We start from the raw sequence: 20486 nt of genomic DNA, 5'->3' as shown, positions 1-20486 counted from the left end.
GTTCCCGGCGCGGGTGGCACGGCACAGGCTCGCAGCCTGTGCGGCTCGAGAAGCCATGAACCCTTTCAGTTGACTGAAATAGGTGTCAGGTCCTCAAAAGGCAAGATGTCTGGGCGAACATTTGGTGTGCAGTCCTTGCGGCAGTTGGGGCGGTTGTGCGCGGTCGTCACGGTTGCCCCGGGGCCGGAGGTGCTGCTGTCGCTCTTGCCGGTAAACCGTACATTATACCGGCATGCCAGAATTCAAGGGCTGATGTCAAGAGCCATCACGGTGCGGCCCATGTCGCGCGGTGGCAAACAGAGGGTTCGTCCCGCGGCGCGCCCCGCGGACAGTGCCGGGTGCCCTGGGCGGGCGCTCGGGGTCAGGCCGCCCGCGCCGCGATCCCGCGCAAGTGCTTGATGCGCTGCTCCAGCTCCTGGTAGCGCGCCAGGGCCTCGGGTTCGCGCGTCACGCGCAGGATCAATTCCTTCTGTTCGCGCATGAGTTCCTCGACCAGCATGCGGTCGAGCAGGCCGCGCAGTTCTCCCAGCAATTCGGCTTCGTCGCCCTCGGTCTGGGCATGCGAGCCGGTCATCACCCGCTCGGCCGTGGCCGCGCAGGCATGGCCGCGCAGCGCCTCGCGCAGCACGGCCCAGGGCTGCGGGCCGTGCTCATGCAACTGGCCTTCCAGCCAGGTGAAGAGCGGGCCGTGGGGCGCGGGCTGCGCGCACAGGGTGGCATGGTCGTCGTGCGACAGCCGCTCCAGGAATTCCATGTGCGAGAGCAGCAGGCGCGCCGCATGGTCCACGCGGCTGGCCTGGGGCGTGCGCGGCAGGGGCGGCTGCGCGGGCCGCTCGTCCTTTTTCCATTTGCTCTTCCAGTCGCCCTTTTTCCAGTCGCCGTTCGATCGGGGGCTGGAGGACTTGCGGGGGTAGGCCGTGCCGCCGCCTGGTTCGCCAGCGGGCTGCCAGCCGGCATCGTCGGCCGCGCCCTGACCCCAGGGCGGCTCGTCGGCATAGGGGTTGTGCTCTTCGGCCGGCGGGCGGGCGGCGTTGCGGCTGGGCGCACGGGCGGCGTCCTGCGCGCCGGCTTGCTGCCAGAGCTCGGCCAGGTCCTTGGCATCCAGCTGGCCCAGCTCGCCCAGCTCGCCCAGCAGCTGGCGGCGCAGCGCACCATCGGGCAGCGCGGACCACAGCGGCCGCGCATGGCTCAGCATGCGCGCCCGGCCCTCGGCCGTGCCCAGGTCGCAGCCCTCGCGGGCGGCCTCCACCAGGAAGCGGCTGAGCGGCATGGCGTCGCCCACATGGCGGGCGAAGGCCTCGGTGCCGTGCGTGCGGATGAAGCTGTCGGGATCGTGCTCGGCCGGCAGGAAGAGGAACTTCACGCTGCGCGTGTCGCTGGCGTAGGGGAGGGCGCCGTCCAGCGCCTTGCGCGCGGCGCGCCGGCCTGCCGCGTCGCCGTCGAAGCTGAACACCACCGTGTCGGTGAAGCGAAAGAGCTTGTGCACATGGTCGGCCGTGCAGGCCGTGCCCAGCGTGGCCACGGCATTGGGGAACCCCAGTTGCGCGAGCGCCACCACGTCCATGTAGCCTTCGGTCACCAGGGCGAAGCCGTGTTCGCGGATGGCCGTGCGCGCTTCGTACAGGCCGTAAAGCTCGCGGCCTTTGTGAAACACCGGGGTCTCGGGCGAATTCAGGTATTTGGGCTTGTCGTCGCCCAGCACCCGGCCGCCGTAGCCGATGCACTCGCCCTTGACGTTGCGGATCGGGAACATCACCCGGTCGCGGAACCGGTCGTAGCGCTTGCCGCCGTCGTCCTCGCTGACGATCACGAGGCCGCTTTCTTCCAGCAGCGGATCGTCGTACTGCGCAAACACGCTGGCCAGCCCGCGCCAGCCTTCGGGCGCGTAGCCCAGGCCGTAGCGCTTGGCCACGGAGCCCGATACGCCCCGGCCCTTGAAGTACTGGATGGCGCGGGGTGAATCGCGCAGGTGGCGTCGCCACGACTCGCCGGCCTTCTCCAGCACGTCGGTCAGCGTGACCTGCTTCTGGCGCTGAGCCGCGGCGCGCTCGCGGTCCTGCGGCGAGACGTTGTCGTCGGGGACCTGCAGGCCGGTCTGCTGGGCCAGATCGTGTACGGCCTCGACGAAGCCCATGCCCGCGTGGTCCATCAGAAAGCCGATGGCATTCCCGTTCTTGCCACAGCCGAAGCAATGAAAGAACTGCTTGGACGGGCTGACGCTGAAGGAGGGCGACTTCTCGCCGTGAAAGGGGCACAGCCCCATGAAGTTCGCGCCGGCCTTCTTGAGCTGCACGTAGCGGCCCACCACGTCGACCACGTCAACGCGCGAAAGCAGCTCCTGGATGAATGACTGGGGGATGGACACCCGGCGATTTTCACCGATGGGCCCGCAACACGCGGTGTTCTCCTGCAAGCAAGGGGCACTGCACTGCTGTTACCCTTTGCGACATGTCAGCTGCCCAGCCCCTCCGACGTGCGTCTCCGCTGACGCAGATTTCTCCGCCCCCCTGTGGTTTGTGCCGCGACGCGCCACCCCTGGACTTCGATTTCACGATGGCCTTCCAGCCGATCGTGGACGTGCGCGAGCGCAAGGTGGTTGCGCACGAAGCGCTGGTGCGCGGGACCGACGGCAGCGGCGCGTACAGCGTGCTCCAGCGCGTGACGCCGGAAAACCGTTATGCCTTCGACCAATCCTGCCGGGTGAAGGCGGTGCAGCTGGCCAGCCAGCTGGGCATGCAGGGGCTGCTCAACATCAATTTTCTGCCCAACGCGGTCTACCAGCCCGAGACCTGCATCCGCGCCACGCTCATAGCCGCCGAGCAATACGGGTTTCCGATCGAGCGCATCGCCTTCGAAGTGGCCGAGCAGGAGAACGTGGGCGACATAGCCCATTTGAAACTTATTCTTCAGTCCTACCACCGGCAAGGCTTCCACACAGCCATCGACGACTTCGGCGCAGGCTATGCCGGGCTGAGCCTGCTGGCCGACTTCCAGCCCGACATGATCAAGATCGACATGGGGCTGGTGCGCGGTGTGGACAGCGACCCGGTGCGCCAGGTCATCGTGCAGTCCGTACTCGGTCTGTGCGAATCGCTGGGCATACAAGCACTGGCCGAGGGCGTGGAAACCGTCGCCGAAATGGAGTGGCTGCGGGCGCGGGGTACCTACCTCTTCCAGGGCTACCTGTTCGCCAAGCCCGAGGTCGAGGCGCTGCCGGCCATCCGCTGGCCTTGAGGTGGCCTTGAGATGGCCTTGAGGTGGCCGCTCCGGGCCGGTGTGGCGGAGCATTTTGCTATTATTTATATAGCAAACTATCATTGAATGACGGGCGCTTGAGGGTTATTTGGCTCTAAAATTTGCCGCGTTCCACGCCATCACAACATCGAACTGACGCCACCCCGCAGGGGCTCCTGCCCGGATTCCGCCGTGGCGGGCATGCGCACCTGGGGCAGGCACTCCGGATAGTCGCGCTGAATGAAGGTGACCAGGGCTTCCCGCACCCGGCAGCGCAGGTCGAACGCCAGGCCCGATGACCGCGCCGACACCAGCACCCGGATCTGGATCGTGCGCTCGGTCACATCGGTCAGCTGCAGCACCTTCACGCGGCGGTCCCATTCGGGCGCCGTCTCCAGCACCCGGTCGAGCTCGGCACGCAGCGGCTCCAGCGGCAGGCGGTAATCGGCGTAGAGGAACACCGTGCCCAGAATCTCGGAGCTGTTGCGCGTCCAGTTCTGGAACGGGTTCTCGATGAACCACTGCAGCGGAATGATCAGCCGCCGTTCGTCCCAGATGCGCAGCACCACGTAGGTGCCGGTGATCTCCTCCACGCGGCCCCATTCGCCTTCGATGATCAGCACGTCGTCGATCCGGATCGGCTGCGCCAGCGCGATCTGCAGCCCGGCGATCATGTTGCTGAACACGGGCCGCGCCGCGATGCCCGCCACCAGGCCGACCACGCCGGCCGACGCCAGCAGGCTGGCGCCCACCTGGCGCGCGCCCGGGAAGGTCATCAGCATCATCGCCAGCCCGGCCATGAACACGCCCGACATGGCGGTGCGCGACAGCACCCGGGCCTGCGTCGCGATGCGCCGGGCCTGCAGGTTGTCCTCCACGTCTGCCGGGTGGCGCGCGATGATGCCGTTCGCCAGCCCGCGTATGCCGCGCATCAGCAGCCAGGTGCCGCAGGCGATCACCAGCAGTCCGTTCAGGTGCCGCACGCTGGCGATGTAGCGCTGCTCGTCGCTGGCCGCCTGCCACACCATCTGCAAGGCCACCAGCGGCAGCAACACGCGCATCACCGGCACGCAGGCCTGTACCACCGCGTGCAGCAGCGGAGCCGGGCGCGTGGCGCGCAGCGCCAGCAGCGCGGCGATGCGGTGGCCGATGGCCGCGGCAAAAACGGCAGCCAGCGCCGCGATGGCCGTGGTGGCCCAGGGTGAGAGGTGCAGGGAGTCGAGCATCGAGCGCAGGAAAGTGGACTGCCTCAGCAACGCCGCAGCCGCTGGACATGCAAAGTGCTAGACCGTAAGGGCGAAATTCCGGGCTTTGTGTCGGAAGGCTTCCCGCGTGCTGGAACGCAGACAGCACTTTCGTCGGTGTTGGAGAAAAATGGCACCGAATGAGGTTACGTTTTGACATACTGCATTCAGATGCAGGGATGGGGCCCGCCGCGCCTTCGGTGGGCTTGCCCGTCGCCCCGCGTCCCTATCCCACCCAGACCCTGTAACCGTGATGGCCCCCTCCGCCAGGCGACCGCGTCGTAGCCCACCCATTCGCTGCCGTGCAGGCAGGAGGCTGGGGTGACGCGGCCGCCCGGCGCGCCAGCTTCGCTGCTCGAGCGCTGGATCGAGCGCGACGCGCGCTGGTGGACCGGAGCGCTCTGGGTGCTGCTGGTGGCGGTGGCTGGCACGGCGCTGGTGATCGAAGGGCTGGCCGAATGGCGGGCGCATGAGCGGGCTGGCGACCGCGCGCAACTGCTGCAGGGCGCCGCGGATCGGCTGGTGCACGAGACCAGCGGGGGCCCGATGCTGGGCGCGGTCACGTTGCTGGGGCTGTCCGAAGCCTCCCTGAAGGCGCTGGCCCGCGGCGAGCTGCCCCCCGACGCGCCCTCGGCCCTCGCGCGGCTGGGGCTGGTGCGCAATCGCTTTCTGGGCAGCGGCATCTACGTCATCTCGGCCAGCGGCACGGTGGTGGCGCACGACACGGCCGGGCAGTCAGCCGTCGGGCTCAACCTTGCGTACCGCCCCTACTTCCAACAGGCGATGGGCGGCGTGGTGGCGGTGTACGCAGCACTCGGCGCCAACACCCACGAGCGCGGGCTCTACTACGCCGCGCCGCTGTACGACCAGGAAACGCCCGCCAGCGCCATCATCGGCGTGGTCCTGTTCAAGGTCGCGTTCGAGGTGTTCGACGCGGCGCTGACGCGCGTGGGCCGGCCCATGCTGCTGATGTCCCCGCAGGGCGTGGCCTTTGCCTCCACCCGGCCGGAATGGCTGTACGCCGTGTCGCCGCCGCTCACGCAGGCGCGCATCGACGAGATCCGCGCGCTGCGGCAGTTCGGCCAGCGCTTCGACAACGGCGTGGCTTCCGCGCTGCCCTTCCGTCCCGATGCGCACGAAGCGCTGATCGACGGCGTGCGTTACGCCATCGAACGCCGCGACATCGACTGGAACGACCCGGCGGGCCCCTGGCGCCTGGTGATGCTGGACGACGTGAGCGCACTGGTCTCGCCCGCGGAGCGCCTGTGGGTGGGCAGCGCGGCCTTCGTGCTGCTGGCGCTGCTGGGTGCCCTGGTGCTGGACATGGTGCGCAACCGTCTGCGCATGCGCGCGGCGATGGAACGCTTCGGCGTGCTGGGCGCGGCGCTGGAAAGCAGCCCGGTGGCCGTCACCATCACCGATGCGGACGGGCGCATCGAATGGGTCAACCCGCAGTACGAGCGCAAGACCGGCTACAGCCTGGCCGAAGTGCGTGGCGCCAAGCCCTCCATCGTGGCCAGCGGCCAGACCCCCCGCGAAACCTACAACGACATGTGGTCGCAATTGCTGGCTGGCCAGTCGTGGCGCGGATCGTTCGTCAACCGGCGCAAGGACGGCACGCTCTACCACGACGACGCGACGCTGTCGCCGGTCTTCGACAGCCGGGGCCGCCGCATCGCCATCGTCGGCCTGCACGAGGACGTGACCGACCGCCGCACCCTGCAGGCCCAGGTGGCCGGGCAGCTGGCCTTCCAGCAGGCGCTGATCGACGCGATTCCGGTGCCGCTCTTCTACAAGGGCGCGGACGGCCGCTACATCGGCTTCAACCGCGCGTACGAGCAGGCCTTCGGCGTGCAGCGCACCGACCTCATCGGCAAGACGGTGCTGGACCTGGACTTCCTGCCCGCCGAGGCCCGCGCCCGCTTCGAGGGCGACGCGCAAACGGCCCTGGCCGGCGAGCAGTGGGTGCACAAGGAAGTCGATCTGCCGTATGCCGACGGTGCGCTGCACCACACCCTGTTCTGGCTGCACGGCTTCCAGCGTCCCGATGGATCGCCCGGCGGGGCCATCGGCACGTTCGTGGACATCACCGACCGCCAGCGCGCCGAGCGCGAACTGCGCCGCGCCAAGGAGCTGGCCGAAGAGACGGCGGCGCTCAAATCCAACTTCCTGGCCAACATGAGCCACGAGATCCGCACGCCGATGAACGCCATCATCGGCATGTCCCATCTGGCGCTGAAGTCGGGCCTCAATGCGCGGCAGATCGGCTACGTCTCCAAGATCCAGCAGGCCGGCCAGCACCTGCTGGGCGTGATCAACGACATCCTCGACTTTTCCAAGATCGAGGCCGGCAAGCTGGTGGTGGAAAAGCAGCCCTTCGTGCTCGACCGCATGCTGGGCGGCGTGGCCGACGTCGTGGGCTACAAGGCGGCAGCCAAGGGGCTGGAGCTGGTGCTGGACGTCGCGGCCGACGTGCCGCCCAATCTGGTGGGCGACGCGCTGCGGCTGGGCCAGATCCTCATCAACTACGCCAACAACGCCGTCAAGTTCACCGAGGCGGGCGAGATCCACGTGCTGGTGCGGGTGGTGGAGTCGGTCGGTACGCGCGTGGTGCTGCGCTTCGAGGTGCGCGACACCGGCATCGGCATTGCGCCCGAGCAGATGGGGCGGCTGTTCCAGAGCTTCCAGCAGGCCGATACGTCCACCACGCGCCGCTACGGCGGCACCGGGCTGGGCCTGGCCATCTGCAGGAACCTGGCGGAGCTGATGGGCGGCGAGGCCGGGGCCGAGAGCACGCCGGGCGAAGGCTCGTCCTTCTGGGTCACGGTGCCGCTGGAACGCGGCGAAGCCCCCCGGGCCCTGCTGCCGCCAGCCGGCCTGCGCGACGGCCGGGTGCTGGTGGTGGACGACAACGAAACCGCGGCCACCGTCCTGGCCGACATGCTGCAGGCCATGGGCTTCGAGGCCACGCAGGTGCATTCCGGCAACGAAGCGCTGCAGGCCCTGGCCGAGGCGCGCCACACCGGACGGAGCTTCGGGCTGCTGCTGCTCGACTGGCAGATGCCGGGCATGGACGGCATCGAGCTGGCGCGCCGCATCCGGGCTCTGGGGCTCGACCAGGTGCCGCAGATGCTGATGGTCACGGCCTACGGGCGCGAGGAGCTGAGCCGCGCGGCGCGCGATCAGGGCATCGATTCGGTGCTGGTCAAGCCGGTGAGCGCCTCCGTGCTGTACGACACGCTGATGCAGCCGCTGGAACATGGCTGGCTGCCCAGCCATGCGCCGCTGCTGCAGCCGGTGCCCGACGAACTGCCCGCATCGCTGCGCGGCGCGCTGGTGCTGCTGGTCGAGGACAACGAACTCAACCAGCTCGTCGCCACCGAGCTGCTGCGCGATGCCGGGCTGCGCGTGGACCTCGCCGCCAACGGGCAGATCGCGCTGGAACGCATCGACCGCCAGCGCTACGACCTGGTGCTGATGGACATGCAGATGCCGGTGATGGACGGCGAGACCGCCACCCGCCGGCTGCGGGCCGACCCGCGCCATGCCGGGCTGCCCATCATCGCCATGACCGCCAACGCCATGGAGACCGACCGGCAGCGCTGCTTTGCCGCCGGCATGAACGACCATGTGGCCAAGCCCATCGACCCGCCCGTGCTCTGGGCCGCGCTGACGCGCTGGATCAAGCCGCGCGGAGAAGGCGGAGCAGAGGCCGCAGCCGCTGCGGCAGCCGCGGCAGCCGGCACTGCGGGGCGCTCGCCAGTGCCGCCGGCGCGCCGGACGTCGCCGCGAGCGCGCGATGCCGCCGTGCTGCTTCCGCGCGACATTGCCGGGCTGGACGCCGCGCTGGGTCTGCAACGCGCCCTCGGCAAGCCTGCCCTCTATGCCGACATGCTGCGCCGCTTCGCGCAAGGCCAGCGCAGCGTCGACCGCGCACTGGAGGCCGCCGAGCAGGCAGGCGATGCGGTGCTGGCCGAGCGGCTGGTGCACACCCTGAAGTCGGTGGCCGCCAACATCGGCGCGCGAGGGCTGTCGGAGCAGTCGCAGGCGCTGGAGCAATCGCTGCGGGCCGGCGAGCCCCCCCGCATGCGCCAGCACCTGCGCGATGCCATGGCCCTGTCGCTGGCCGTGCTGCTGCGCGGGCTCGATGCCTGGATGGAGGAGAGCCGCCCGGCGTCCTCCGCTGCGGCGGCGCCCGGCGTAGCGGCCTGGCCGCAGGAGGCCCTGCACCAGTTGGCGGAGCTGCTGCGGCAGGACGACCCCGCCGCCCTTGATTGCCTCGAGCAGCATCGTGCGGCGCTGCAGGCGGCGCTGGGCGATGCGTTCGAACGGCTGGAGCGCAGCACGCGCGGCTTCGATTTCGACGAGGCCCTGGCCGTGCTGGCCCGCGCCGGACCGGAGTGAGCGGGCAGCACGCCGCATCGATCCGCCGCCGGACCATCGACCGACCCTCCCTTCTTCATCCCGTTCTTGCAGGACCTGCCACCATGGAATCGACCTTGCCAGCCGAACCCCGCGATCCGCCGGACACGCACGACCCCCGCGATCGCTTCACCGGCAAGCCCAGTGCCACGGTGCTGGTGGTGGACGACACTCCCGACAACCTGACGCTGATGGGCAATCTGCTCGCAGACCGCTACCACGTGCGGGTCGCCAACAGCGGGGAGAAGGCGCTCCGGATCGCGCAGTCAGCCACGCCGCCCGATCTGATCCTGCTGGACATCATGATGCCCGGCATGGACGGGCACGAGGTCTGCCGGCGCCTCAAGTCGCATGCGGCGACGCGCGACATCCCCGTCATCTTCCTGACCGCCAGGTCCGAGTTGGAGGACGAGCGCGCCGGCCTGGCGCTGGGCGCCGTGGACTACATCACCAAGCCCATCAGCCCCCCGATCCTGCTGGCGCGGGTCCACACCCACCTGGCGCTGAAGGCCACGGCCGACTTCCTGCGGGACAAAAGCGCCTATCTGGAACGCGAAGTGGCGCTGCGCACCCTGGAAGTGCAGGCCATCCAGGACGTGACCATCATGGCCATGACCTCGCTCGCCGAAACGCGTGACAACGAAACCGGCAACCACATTCGACGCACCCAGCTGTACGTCAAGGTGCTGGCCGAACGCTTGCGCCGCCATCCCCGCTTCGAGTACCTGCTGAACGACCGCACCATCGACCTGCTGTACAAGTCGGCCCCGCTGCACGACATCGGCAAGATCGGCATTCCCGACAGCATCCTGCTCAAGCCCGGGCCGCTGACGCCCGAGGAATTCGAGGTCATGAAGACGCACACCACGCTCGGGCGCGAGGCCATCGAGAAGGCCGAGCGGCGGCTGGGCATGCGGGTCGCGTTCCTCAGCACGTCCAAGGAAATCGCCTACAGCCATCAGGAGAAGTGGGACGGCAGCGGCTACCCGGAAGGCCTGCGCGGCGACGACATCCCCGTATCGGCCCGGCTGATGGCGGTGGCGGACGTCTACGACGCCCTCATCAGCCGCCGGGTCTACAAGCCGGCCTACACCCACGAGCAGGCCTGCAGCACCATCGTGCGCGGCCGCGGCAGCCATTTCGATCCGGACATGGTGGACGCCTTCGTGGAGGTGGCGGAGGACTTCCGCCTCATCACCCTCAAATACCCCGATGACGAGTGACGCCGATCGGCGCGCGGCCTCAAGGCCTCAAGGCATGAATGGCTGAATGGCTGAATGGCTCAGGGAACGGTGCCGCCCCCGCAGGCGCAGGGCTCAGCGTCCGCCCTCCGCGATTCGGCGACGAACCAGGCCCGCCCCGCCTGGGCCAGTTGCGCGCGCAGCCCGGGCTGGGCGTGCAGATCGAGCACCGCTTGCGCGAACTGCGGCGGCGTCTCCGCTGGCAGGTAGTGCTTGCCGGCCTCGAGCGCCAGGCCGCGCACGGCATGCGCGCTCGCCACGACGGCCTTGCCGTGGGCCAGCGCCTCCAGCGTCTTCAACTTGGTGCCGCCGCCGGCCATGACCGAAAGCAAGGCGACGCTGCAGTCGGCGTAGAGGGGTGACAGGTCAGGCAGGTCCGCGTGCAGCTGCACATGGCCCGGTCCGCCCAGGCGATGGCGCAACCACGAAGGGGGCCGGGCGCCAGCAATGGCCAAGGACCAGGGTGGGGGCAGCCGCCCGTGCAGCAACGGCGCGACCTGCTCGGCCAGCAGCAGGGCTGCCTCCTGATTGGGCGCGTAGTCCAGGCTGCCGACGAACAGCAGGTTGAAGCAGCCGGTGGCCGGCGCGCTGGCACTGGGTGTGGCTGAAGGTGTGGCTGGAGCTGGGGCTGGAGCTGGGGCTGGAGCCGGAAGGCGGTTGGGGCGCAGCCTGGCGCCAGGGAAAGCGGCCAGGTCCTCCCGTGCCGCCAGCCAGCAGGTGTCGTAGCCCTGCGGAAGGCGTCGCTCCAGCAGCCGGTACTGCAGGCTTTCGCGCCATGCCAGCAAGGCCTCCAGCCGGCGACCCATGCGCCAGAGGGCGCCGGCCGTGCTGCCCATGGTGGCCGAATCCCAGTCGTCCAGGTCCATCTCTGCCTGCGCCACGGGTAGCCGTTCCCGCAACCAGGCGGCGACGCCATGCGAATAGAGCCGGAAGGCGACCAGCCGCGCCACGGGCCGGTCGCCGATGGCCCGGACCATCGCCGACAGCCCTGCGGCGTGGGGCATGGGCAGCTGCCAGTGCGCAATCGTCTGGGGCCAGTGCAGGCCCAGCGCAGGCACCAGCCACCCCAGCCTGCGCGCCCGGGCCGAGCCCGGCTGGAGGTCGCCGGGACCTGCCCACCCCTGCACGCCGGGCGGCCACGGCGCCGTGGCAGCCTGCGCCTGCGGCGTCCAGACATGCAGCTCATGGCCGGCCGACAGCTCCTGCAGCCAGTCCCAGGCACGCAGCGCGCGGCCGCTGCCTCCGGGCTGCGGCCAGACCGGGCTGACCAGCACGGCTACGGGCCGGTGCATCCGGGCTGCTCCATGGTCACGCGTCCGTCCTGCAGGTGCCAGACGGCCTGGGCAAAGCGCCAGGCGGTCGGGCGGTGCGTGATGAAGATCACGGTGACCTCCGGAAGGGCGACCTGCAGGGCCTGGAACAAGGCGGCCTCGGTGAGCTCGTCCATGGCCGAGGTGGCTTCGTCCAGCAACAGCAGGTCCGGTTGGCGATAGACCGCCCTTGCGATGGCAAGCCGCTGGCGCTCGCCGCCCGACAGCTGCAGCGAGCCCAGCGCCAGATCGCGGCCAGCCAGCTGGGCCACTGCGAGCGCCGAGGCGACGGCTTCGTCCTGGCCGGCATCCCGTCCAAACACCACGTTGTCGCGCAGGCTGGCATCCAGAATCGCGGCGCGCTGCGGCACGTAGGCGATGCGCGGCGGCGCGCCCGAGGGGGTGTGCCAGACGACCCGGCCTGCGGAAGGCTGCAGCCCCGCCACCACGTCCAGCAGCGTGCTCTTGCCCGCCCCGGAAGGGCCGGCCAGCGCGATCCAGGCGGGCCGCGCCACTTCCACCGAGATACTGCGCAGCACCGCCGTGGACTGGCCTTCGTGCCTCACCTCGATGCGCTCCAGCCGCAGGGCAGGCGCGCCGGGCGCAGTCTCCATGGCAGCGACCGGCCGGCGGTGCCTGCCCGCGACTTCCAGCTCCTCGCGCACCAGCCGGATGTTGATCGCGGCGCCCCGCAGGGAGGTGCGGATGCTGAGCAGCTGCATCATCGCGGGCAGGAGGCTGCGCGCCACGACCGCATAGAACACCAGGTAGGGCAGCAGGTTGCCGAGCGGACGGCCGCCCCAGGACCAGAGCAGCACGCAGGCCAGCACGATGGTGAAGGCCAGGTAGTCGAGCGCCACGCGCGGAATGGCCGGCATGAACGCCAACCAGCGGTTGGATCGCGCCAGCGAGTCCAGCTGCCGGTCGATGCCGTTGAGGATGTGGCTTTCGCTGCCGTGGGCACGCAGCTCCTGGAAGGCGTCGAGCGCCTCGCCCATGCCCAGGTGCCAGCGCTGCTGCGCCTGCTCCCGCGACTCGGCCGCCCGTTTTTGCACCCGTCCGGTGAACCGATGGACGGCACTGTTCAGCGCGAGGAAAGCCGCACCTAGCGCCAGCGACACCAGCGGGTTCACGGCCAGCATCAGCGCGGTCAGCACCACCACGATGAGCCCGTAGGCGATGGCGGATGCCGCCTGTGTGCAGGCAAAGGCAGCGTCCAGCGCGGTGGTCGTGCAGCGGCGGAAGTAGTCGCGCGGGTTGCGCTGGCGGTACGTGTCCCAGCCTTGCGCCAGGTAGGCGGTCATGAGGCGCAGCACGGTGTGGCGCTGCACGGCCTGCTGGAAGCCCGCGACGCGCCACTGCAGCAGCACGTCGGCCAGCATCTTGACCGACATCAGCCCGAGCAGCAGCAGCGAGTACGTCATGACCGGGTCCGTGCCCACGGCAGCGCTTGCCCGCCCGACCGCCCCGCACTGGCGCGACCCCAGGCAGTCCATGTACGGCAGTGCCGCGGCCGCGACCGCCATTTCGAGCAACGAGAACACCGCGCTCAACACGCCGATGCGCTGCAGCGTGCGCCGATGCGATGTCACCAGAAAGCCGCGCACGTCCCGCTGCAGCGCCAGCAGATCCGAGGCCAGCGACCGAAGCCAGCGCCAGGCGGCGCCTACCATGCGCGGTTCCAGGCCTCGCGCGCTGCGCGAAGCGGGTGGCGGCACTCCTGCGCGAAGGCCGCCCACTGCTGCCGTCGCCAGAGGGCCAGGTCCGGTGTCACATCGGCCGGCAGGAACGGCCGCGCCAGGCGGGCGTAGGTGGTGGCGGCGAATGCCACGTACTCCGGCGTCAGCCGGCCGGCGTGAAAGCGCGAGAAGTCGCGTCGCTCGGGCGACCACCACAGGTGGTTCCACAGGTGCAGGCTGCGCGCAGAGGCGGGCAGGGGGCGGTCGCGCAGGAACAGATCGTCGATGCGCTCGGGCCGCCAGTCGAACGCGTAGAACGTGTCTTCGGGCTCGACATGCAGCGCCCCCGGCATGCGCTGGCCCAGCTGGTAGGGCAGCAGCGTCGAGTGTCCGCTCCAGCTGCCGTCGAATCGGTCGCGCATGCCGGAAAGCCAGGCGCGGCAGTACGGATCGCCGGCCGGTGCGGCGATCCAGGCGTTGCAGTAGGACGGCTGGGCGGGGTCGGGCGATCGCTCCTCGCCGAGAACGCAGGTGCTGCGCTGCCAGAGCGTGTCCGCAAGGGGCCGCACGAAGAGGGTGTCGATGTCGGCATAGACGCCTCCCTCCTCGATCAGCGCCTGCAAGCGCACGAAGTCGGCGGCGTGGGCATACCGGTAGCGCGCCACTTCGGCGTCCGGATACTGGAAGGCCTCCACCAGTTCGCAGCGTTGGGCCTTGCGCAGCTCGAGCGCCGGGCGGATGCGGTCCCACCACGGCCCCCAGGGCTCGTTGTCGTAATGCATCACCACCGCGTCGGGCCGCTCCACCGCCAAGCACGATGCGAGGCACAGGTAGTACATCAGGTGAAACGGCTCGGTCTGCGGCTTGAGGCCGAACACAAAATGGAAGGTGCGCGGAATCATGCGGGCCGCTCCAGCGCCGCGAGCAGGGCGGCGAGCGTGCTTTCCGGTGAAAACTGCGTGCGCAAGTGGCTGCCCAGTCGCGCACCGCGCTCGCGGGCGGCGGGCGGGTCGGCCGCCAGCGCCTGCATGCAGCGTCCCGCCTGCGCTGCGTCCGGCTCAGCCCAGCGGTCGCGCGAGGAATAGCCGCGGGGCCAGAGCGGCTCGTGCGCCGGGACCAGCCGGAAGTCCACCAGATCCGCGAGCTCGGCCGCAAGGAAGTCGGCCTGCCCGCCGTAGCCCGTCATCACGACGGGGTTGCCGCTCAGCGCGGCATCGAACGCGCCCAGTCCCCAGCCTTCGGTGCGCGCCAGCGACACGAAGGCGTTCCCCACCGCGTGCAGCGCGCGCATCTCGCCCGGCCCGAGGGTTTCGTCCTCGATCAGGTGCCACGCGGGCGGCGCCTTGCAGCCCGCGGCCAGTGCCGCAGCGCTGCGCGACGGCCGCGGATGCTGCCGCCGCCATGCCGAACGCCAGGGGCGTGTCCAGCGCGTGAGGTCCCGCGCGGACGTCTTGAGGATGAAGGCCACCGGGTCGTCCGCCGTGAAGGTGTCCAGATAGGCGCGCAGCAGGCGCTCCATGCCCTTGCGCTCGCTCCAGACGCCGATGCCGTAGAAGACGAATCGGCCTTGCAGGGCCTGCGGCCCGCCCAGACGGCGCACCAGCGACGTGGGGTCGGCCGTTGCGGCAGGGTCGGCAAAGAACTGCGACAGGTGCGGCACGACGTGGATCGGCACCGTCACCCCGCCCTTGCGGAACACCTGCTCGTTCCAGCGGCACGGAACGATGACGGCGTCCAGCCGATTCAGCAGCCCCGGCCAATGCGGAGGCAGACGATCCAGCTCCCAGACCGTGTAGCCGACCACGCGGCGACCGGCCGCGCGCTCGGCGTCGGCCCACTGTGGGTAGTACTCGGGCACCGTGTGCAGCAGCACCGTGTCGTATTCCACCGGGCGGTGGGCAAGCAACCGCAGGTCGGCTTCGTCCACTTCGCCGGCGGGCACGGGCTCGTAGCGCGCTCCGGGGCAGCGCAGCGGGGTCCACTGCAGCGGCAGGCCCGTCGCTGACAAGGCGCGCAGGTAGGACTTGGCGGCCACCGCGTACCCGGTCGAGTCGGCCGGCGAGACGTATCGCAGGCCGCGCATCAGCGGCGACCTTCCCTGCGTGCCGCCCGCACGTAGCGCCAGGCGCCGACGCAGATACCTGCGATGCGCGCTGCGTGCGCGATGCTGATCCAGCCCCGGAACACGAGCGTATGCAATGAGGCGGAGCCCAGCGTGAGCACCACCCAGCGCAGCGTGTGCCCGCCCAGGCGCCGCACGACGAACGCGCCGTCGCCCTGGGCGTACTGGTAGAAGCGCTTTGCCGCCCAGCGATTCCATGGCGGGATCTTGTTCGGGTGCACCATCTGGATGGCGGGATCGAAGCGGGCTCGCCAGCCGCTGCCCTCGCGCAGCATCCGATCCACCAGCTCCACACCTTCGGCGGCCGGGAAAGCGGCACCCGGCCCGAAGCGGACGTCGAAGCCCCCCACGGCCAGGAAGAGGGAACGCTCCGCGAACACCGTGGCCTCGGTCAGGCAGGCGAACATGCTCCAGCGGTCGAAGTCCTGTGCTGACGTTTTCCAGCGCAGGACGGAGGAGCGCTGGGCGGCATCCACCGTGCGGCCCGACGCCACGCGCACGCCCTCCATCGACATCACGCGGTGGACGTGCCCGAGCGTGTCCGGCTGGTAGAGGCAGTCGTCGTCCGGGAATCCGATCCAGCGACCGGTGGCGAGCGCGGCGCCTGCGTTGCGCGCGGCAGAGGCGCCCCGGGTGGGCAAGTGGATGTGCTGCACGCAGAGGCGGTCAGCGAAGGATTCGGTGACCTGGGCGAGATGGCTGCCCTGGGTCTGGTCCGCCACGATCACCTCGAAACTGCGTTCTTCGCTGTGCACCAGGCTCTCGAACAGCGCACGGAGCAGGCTGCCGTCCGGATCGACGGTGGCGACCACCAGCGAGAAGGCGGGAGCCGTCATCGCTGCACGCGCTCCTGGGTCCGGGGTGGGTCGACGCGAGGGCGGTGCAACGGAGGGCCGTTCACTCAGAAGGGCGCGCTCTGGGCCTGGGGACCGCCTTCCGGCTTCGCGGCCGTTTCGTCCTGGGCGTCCTGGCCGTCCTGGCCGTTCTGCGCCTCGGTGGATGCCAGCACGGGCACGTCCAGGGCGTCAGCGGCCTGACGCACGGCCGCCTTGTCGCCAGCGCTGGCGAACTTGCTGTATTTGCTCAGGATCGGCACCAGCTGACCGTAGATGCGGGGCGCGCCCGCCAGGCATTCGCGCTGCTCCATGAAGTCGGCGTCGCCGGTGAAGTTGCCCACCAGGCCGCCCGCTTCCGTCACCAGCAGCGAGCCGGCCGCCACGTCCCAGATCGACAGGCCCGTCTCGAAGAAGCCTTCGGTGAAGCCGGCGGCGACGTAGGCCAGGTCGAGTGCGGCCGCGCCCGGGCGGCGCAGGCCGGCGGTGCGTTGCATCACGTCGGCCATGATGTTCAGGTAGTTCTTGAAGTTGTCGCCCGGGCGGAACGGGAAGCCCGTGGAGATCAGCGATTCCTTGAGCTGCGTGCGCTTGGAGACGCGGATGCGGCGCTCGTTCAGGTACGCGCCACGGCCCTTGGTGGCCGTGAACAGGTCGTTGCGGGTGGGGTCGAAGATGACCGCCTGCTCGACCTTGCCGCGCACGGCCAGCGCGATGCTGACGCAGTAGACGGGAAAGCCGTGGATGAAGTTGGTGGTGCCGTCCAGCGGGTCGATGATCCAGATGAATTCCGAATCCTTGGCGCCGTAGCTGGTGCCCGATTCTTCCGCCAGGATGCCGTGGCCGGGGTAGGCGCCCAGCAGCGTCTCGATGATGATCTTTTCGCTGGCGTGGTCCACTTCGGTCACGAAGTCGTTGATCTGCTTTTGCGAGATGCGCACGGATTCCACGTCCAGCGCCGCGCGGTTGATGATGGCGCCGGCGGCGCGTGCGGCCTTGATGGCCACGTTGAGCATGGGATGCAGATTGGTCGACATTGGATTGTGATGAAGGAGCGGGGAGCGCGGCGGCTCCGGTGGGACGGCGCGCCGGTCGATGCTGGCGCGCAAAGGCGGCATTTTACCCAGGCCGCGCAAATCTGCAGGGCAGCGACAATGGCCGGCTGTCGCGCGCCCCTCGGGCGCTCCGTTCTCGATTCTTCGCTGCCGCCCGTTTCGCTTCCGCATGAAAACCCGTTTCATCCTCATCCAGACCAGCCATGCCGGCAACGTGGGCGCCACCGCCCGTGCCATGAAGACCATGGGTTTCGACGACCTGGTGCTGGTCGCCCCGCGCTGGGCCAACGTGCTGCGGCGCGAGGAAACCATCCAGCGCGCCAGCGGGGCGCTGGACGTGCTGGCCAACGCCCGCATCGTCGACACGCTGGACGAGGCGCTGGACGGCATCAGCCACCTGTGCGCCACGGCCATGACGCCACGCGACTTCGGGCCGCCCACGCGCGAGCCGCGGGCGCATTTCGAGATGCTATTGAAAAGCGAGCATCAGGCCCAGGAGAATCAAGCGCTGGAGGCCAATTCGGCTATTGAAACGCCCGCCGGTGGCGCAGGGGGCGAGGCCGGCGTGGCCTTTCTCTTCGGCAGCGAGCGCTTCGGCATGGCCAACGAAGACGTCTACCGCTGCCATGTGGCGCTTTCCATCCCGACCGATCCGCAGTTCGGCTCGCTCAACCTGGGCGCGGCGGTGCAGGTGATCGCCTACGAATGGCGCCAGGCGCTGGGCGGCTTCGGATCGCCGGGCTCCGCAGGCGCAGGCGCGGCCCCGGCGCGGGCCGACGCCCAGCAGGTCGCGGGCATGCTGGCGCACTGGGAGCGCGCGCTGGTCGAGATCGGCTTTCTCGACCCCGCCGCACCCAAGAAGCTCATGCCGCGGCTGAACCAGCTGTTCAATCGCGCGCAGCTGGGGCAGGAGGAGATCCACATCCTGCGCGGCGTGGCCAAAGCCATGCTGGAGACAGCGGAGCGGGCGCGGCGATAGACTGCCGGCCGTCCCCCGGGTCGTCGCCGAACGCCCGGGGCTTCCGTTCCAGAACCCGCTGCCTCCATGTTCCGTCGCCTCCGCTCCGATATCCAGTGCATCCTCGACCGCGATCCTGCCGCCCGCAGCACGTGGGAGGTGGTGACCTGCTACCCGGGCCTGCACGCGATCTGGCTGCACCGCCCGGCCCACTGGTGCTGGCAGCACGGGCTGAAATGGCCGGGCCGCTTCATCTCCAACTTCTCGCGCTGGCTCACGGGCATCGAGATCCACCCGGGCGCGGTGATCGGCGAGCGGGTGTTCTTCGACCACGCCATGGGCGTGGTGGTGGGCGAAACCGCCGTGATCGGCGACGGCTGCACCATCTACCAGGGCGTGACGCTGGGCGGCACCTCGCTCTACAAGGGCGCCAAGCGGCACCCCACGCTGGGGCGCGACGTGGTGGTCAGCGCGGGCGCCAAGGTGCTGGGCGGCTTCGAGGTGGGCGACGGCGCCAAGATCGGCAGCAACGCGGTGGTCATCAAGCCGGTGCCGGCCGGTGCCACGGCGGTGGGCATTCCCGCGCGCATCCTGCCGTCGAAGGCCGGCACCAGCGCCGACGTGGTGGCCGAGCCGCCGCAGCCGCGCGCCTTCTCCGCCTACGGCATCACCCAGGAGGACGATCCGCTGTCGCAGGCCATGCGCGGGCTGATCGACAACGCCTCGTCGCAGGAGCGGCAGATCGCGTTGCTGTGGGAGGCCATCGAGAAGCTGGCCCGCACGGCGCCGCAGGCCGGCGGCTGCGTGCCGGGCGACGCGGCGCGCTGCGAGCAGTTCGAGGCGGAACGCCTGAACGCGCTGGTGGGCAAGTAGGGCGGCGGGCAGCGAACGCTGGGCGGTGACCGCCAGCCGCGACGCCCCCGTCTTTTGCTATTGAAATAATAGCTACAAGTGCTTGCTGGTCAAGCGCCCGATGCCTTTTTGGCCGTTATTGGAGCCGGTTCAGTCGCGCGGTGGCCGCAGCGCGTGCTTGGGCCGGAACGCCTTGCAGACCGCTTCGCGCGTCTCGATGTACGGGCCGCCGATCAGGTCGATGCAGTACGGCACCGCCGCGAAGATGCCCGGCACCGTCTGCGCGCCCGTGGCGGCATCCTTCACCCCGCCAAGGGTTTCGGCAATCGCCTTGGGCTGGCCCGGCAGGTTGATGATGAGCGCCTTGCCGCGCACCACCGCCACCTGGCGCGACAGCACGGCCGTGGGCACGAAGTGCAGCGAGATCTGGCGCATCTGTTCGCCGAAGCCCGGCATTTCCTTGTGCGCCACGGCCAGCGTGGCCTCGGGCGTCACGTCGCGCAGGGCCGGGCCGGTGCCGCCGGTGGTCAGCACCAGGTCGCAGCCGGAAACGTCCACCAGGTCCCGCAGCGTCTGCGCGATGGTGGCCTCGTCGTCGGCGATCAGGCGCGGCTCGAAGCTCAGCGGGTTCCAGAGCGCCTGACCCAGCCAGTCCTGCAGGGCCGGCAGGCCCTTGTCTTCATACACGCCGCTGCTGGCGCGGTCGCTGACCGAGACGATGCCGATGCGCACGGCATCGCAGCGCGGATCGGGCGACGAGCCCGTGGGCTGCGTGGAGGCTTGCGTGGTGTCAGGCATCGGTCTGCGTTCCTTCGTCGTGGGCCTCGGTGCCAGCGTCGTCCATCTGCTCGCGCACCAGCTGGAACAGTTCGCGGTAGGCGCGCCCCTTGCGCGGGGCCAGGCCCTGCGACACCTGCACGTTGGCGACCTTGCCTTCGGGCTGCGCGTCCTTGCGGGCCTGGCGGATCAGCGCGCGGATCTGCTGGGTGTCGGTGCGCGGGAACTGCTCCAGCCATTCGGCCAGCGCGCCGTCTTCGGCGATGAGGCGCTCGCGCCACTGCTCGGCCTGGTGCAGCGCCAGCTTCTCGCTCGCCGATCCGCTGTGCTGCTCCTGCAGGGCGGCCTGCGCGGCCTGCACCGTGGCCTCGTCGAGCTTGCGCATCAGCTTGCCGACGTATTGCATCTGGCGGCGCTTGCCCTCGAAGTTGGTGATGCGCCGGGCTTCGGCCAGCGCTTCCAGGAGCTTTTCCGGCAACTGCAGGCGCTCCAGCAGGTCGGCGCGCAGCGTGAGCAGGTCGCGGCCCAGGTTCTGCAGCGCATCGCTTTCGCGCTTCAGGTCGGTGCGGCTCGACTCGCTCGTGCCTTTGAGTTCGGCCTTGAGCTGAATGTCCAGTTCGCTGCCTTCGGCGACGAACTGGCCTCGCACGAAGTAGCCTTTGGTGGGTTTGCGTGACATGGTGGGGGCGGGAAAGGAGACAGGGGCGCGGCAGCAAGCCGTGGCGCGCCCCGAAAGAAAAAGACCCGGCTCCATGGCGC

General features: G+C 69.8%; 15 protein-coding genes. 5 read left to right on the top strand and 10 right to left on the bottom strand.

The annotated features are described in order from the left end of the window. Positions 1-361 precede the first annotated feature (361 nt). Entirely contained in the window at positions 362-2365 is a 2004-nt protein-coding gene (dnaG, locus tag ASF94_RS14275; protein ID WP_056667639.1) for a DNA primase, read from the bottom strand. A 188-nt stretch (positions 2366-2553) separates the two neighbouring features. Here dnaG and ASF94_RS14270 point away from each other — a divergent pair, with 188 nt between their 5' ends. Beyond that, on the top strand, positions 2554-3234 hold the full coding sequence (locus ASF94_RS14270; RefSeq protein WP_082493330.1) for an EAL domain-containing protein: 681 nt from the start codon (positions 2554-2556) through the stop codon (positions 3232-3234). Positions 3235-3374: 140 nt separating this feature from the next. Here ASF94_RS14270 and ASF94_RS14265 read toward each other — a convergent pair whose 3' ends face one another. Beyond that, the gene (locus tag ASF94_RS14265; RefSeq protein ID WP_056667636.1) at positions 3375-4460 is read right to left on the bottom strand and encodes a mechanosensitive ion channel family protein; all 1086 of its coding nucleotides are present in this window, start codon (positions 4458-4460) and stop codon (positions 3375-3377) included. Positions 4461-4799: 339 nt separating this feature from the next. Here ASF94_RS14265 and ASF94_RS14260 point away from each other — a divergent pair, with 339 nt between their 5' ends. Both ASF94_RS14260 and ASF94_RS14255 read left to right on the top strand, forming a co-directional pair. Continuing rightward, positions 4800-8882: a response regulator gene (locus ASF94_RS14260; protein ID WP_056667634.1), complete on the top strand. Its 4083-nt coding sequence runs from the start codon at positions 4800-4802 to the stop codon at positions 8880-8882. A gap of 83 nt (positions 8883-8965) precedes the next feature. Next, positions 8966-10123, top strand: coding sequence for a two-component system response regulator (locus ASF94_RS14255; protein ID WP_056667631.1), 1158 nt, complete (start codon positions 8966-8968; stop codon positions 10121-10123). Between the two features lie 59 nt (positions 10124-10182). Here the strand turns inward: ASF94_RS14255 and ASF94_RS14250 are convergent, their stop codons facing one another. The 6 genes from ASF94_RS14250 to ASF94_RS14225 all read right to left on the bottom strand — a co-directional run bounded on the left by ASF94_RS14250 (position 10183) and on the right by ASF94_RS14225 (position 17122). Further along, positions 10183-11433 (bottom strand): glycosyltransferase family 4 protein, encoded by a 1251-nt coding sequence (locus tag ASF94_RS14250; protein WP_056667627.1) that lies wholly within the window; start codon positions 11431-11433, stop codon positions 10183-10185. Next, positions 11418-13124, bottom strand: a complete 1707-nt coding sequence (locus ASF94_RS14245; RefSeq protein WP_156382548.1) for an ATP-binding cassette domain-containing protein — start codon at positions 13122-13124, stop codon at positions 11418-11420. Before ASF94_RS14245 ends, ASF94_RS14250 begins: the two co-directional genes overlap by 16 nt. Continuing rightward, the gene (locus ASF94_RS14240; protein WP_056667622.1) at positions 13118-14032 is read right to left on the bottom strand and encodes a glycosyltransferase; all 915 of its coding nucleotides are present in this window, start codon (positions 14030-14032) and stop codon (positions 13118-13120) included. The genes ASF94_RS14245 and ASF94_RS14240 overlap by 7 nt, the downstream gene beginning before the upstream one ends. Then, positions 14029-15213 carry a glycosyltransferase family 1 protein gene (locus ASF94_RS14235; protein ID WP_082493303.1) on the bottom strand — a complete coding sequence of 395 codons (1185 nt, stop codon included), beginning with the start codon at positions 15211-15213 and terminating at the stop codon, positions 14029-14031. Before ASF94_RS14235 ends, ASF94_RS14240 begins: the two co-directional genes overlap by 4 nt. Further along, the gene (locus ASF94_RS14230; protein ID WP_056667619.1) at positions 15213-16088 is read right to left on the bottom strand and encodes a glycosyltransferase family 2 protein; all 876 of its coding nucleotides are present in this window, start codon (positions 16086-16088) and stop codon (positions 15213-15215) included. Before ASF94_RS14230 ends, ASF94_RS14235 begins: the two co-directional genes overlap by 1 nt. 65 nt (positions 16089-16153) lie before the next feature. Then, entirely contained in the window at positions 16154-17122 is a 969-nt protein-coding gene (locus ASF94_RS14225) for an inositol monophosphatase family protein (protein WP_056667616.1), read from the bottom strand. A 187-nt stretch (positions 17123-17309) separates the two neighbouring features. Between ASF94_RS14225 and ASF94_RS14220 the strand changes: the two genes are divergently transcribed. Both ASF94_RS14220 and cysE read left to right on the top strand, forming a co-directional pair. Beyond that, a complete protein-coding gene (locus ASF94_RS14220; protein ID WP_056667613.1) occupies positions 17310-18119 on the top strand; it encodes an RNA methyltransferase in 810 nt (269 codons plus the stop codon). A 66-nt stretch (positions 18120-18185) separates the two neighbouring features. Beyond that, on the top strand, positions 18186-18971 hold the full coding sequence (cysE, locus tag ASF94_RS14215; protein WP_056667610.1) for a serine O-acetyltransferase: 786 nt from the start codon (positions 18186-18188) through the stop codon (positions 18969-18971). 129 nt (positions 18972-19100) lie between these two features. On the opposite strand, the gene mog is transcribed toward cysE, so the two are convergent. Next, positions 19101-19748 carry a molybdopterin adenylyltransferase gene (gene mog, locus ASF94_RS14210; RefSeq protein WP_056667606.1) on the bottom strand — a complete coding sequence of 216 codons (648 nt, stop codon included), beginning with the start codon at positions 19746-19748 and terminating at the stop codon, positions 19101-19103. Then, entirely contained in the window at positions 19741-20406 is a 666-nt protein-coding gene (gene yjgA, locus ASF94_RS14205; protein WP_056667602.1) for a ribosome biogenesis factor YjgA, read from the bottom strand. Before yjgA ends, mog begins: the two co-directional genes overlap by 8 nt. Between the last annotated feature and the right edge of the window lie 80 nt (positions 20407-20486).

Origin of the sequence: Acidovorax sp. Leaf160 (assembly GCF_001424265.1) — a bacterium.
Taxonomy (GTDB): Bacteria; Pseudomonadota; Gammaproteobacteria; order Burkholderiales; family Burkholderiaceae_C; genus Paracidovorax.
The sequence above is the reverse complement of the archived record's forward strand: the minus strand, read 5'-3'. Positions and strand labels throughout refer to the sequence as shown.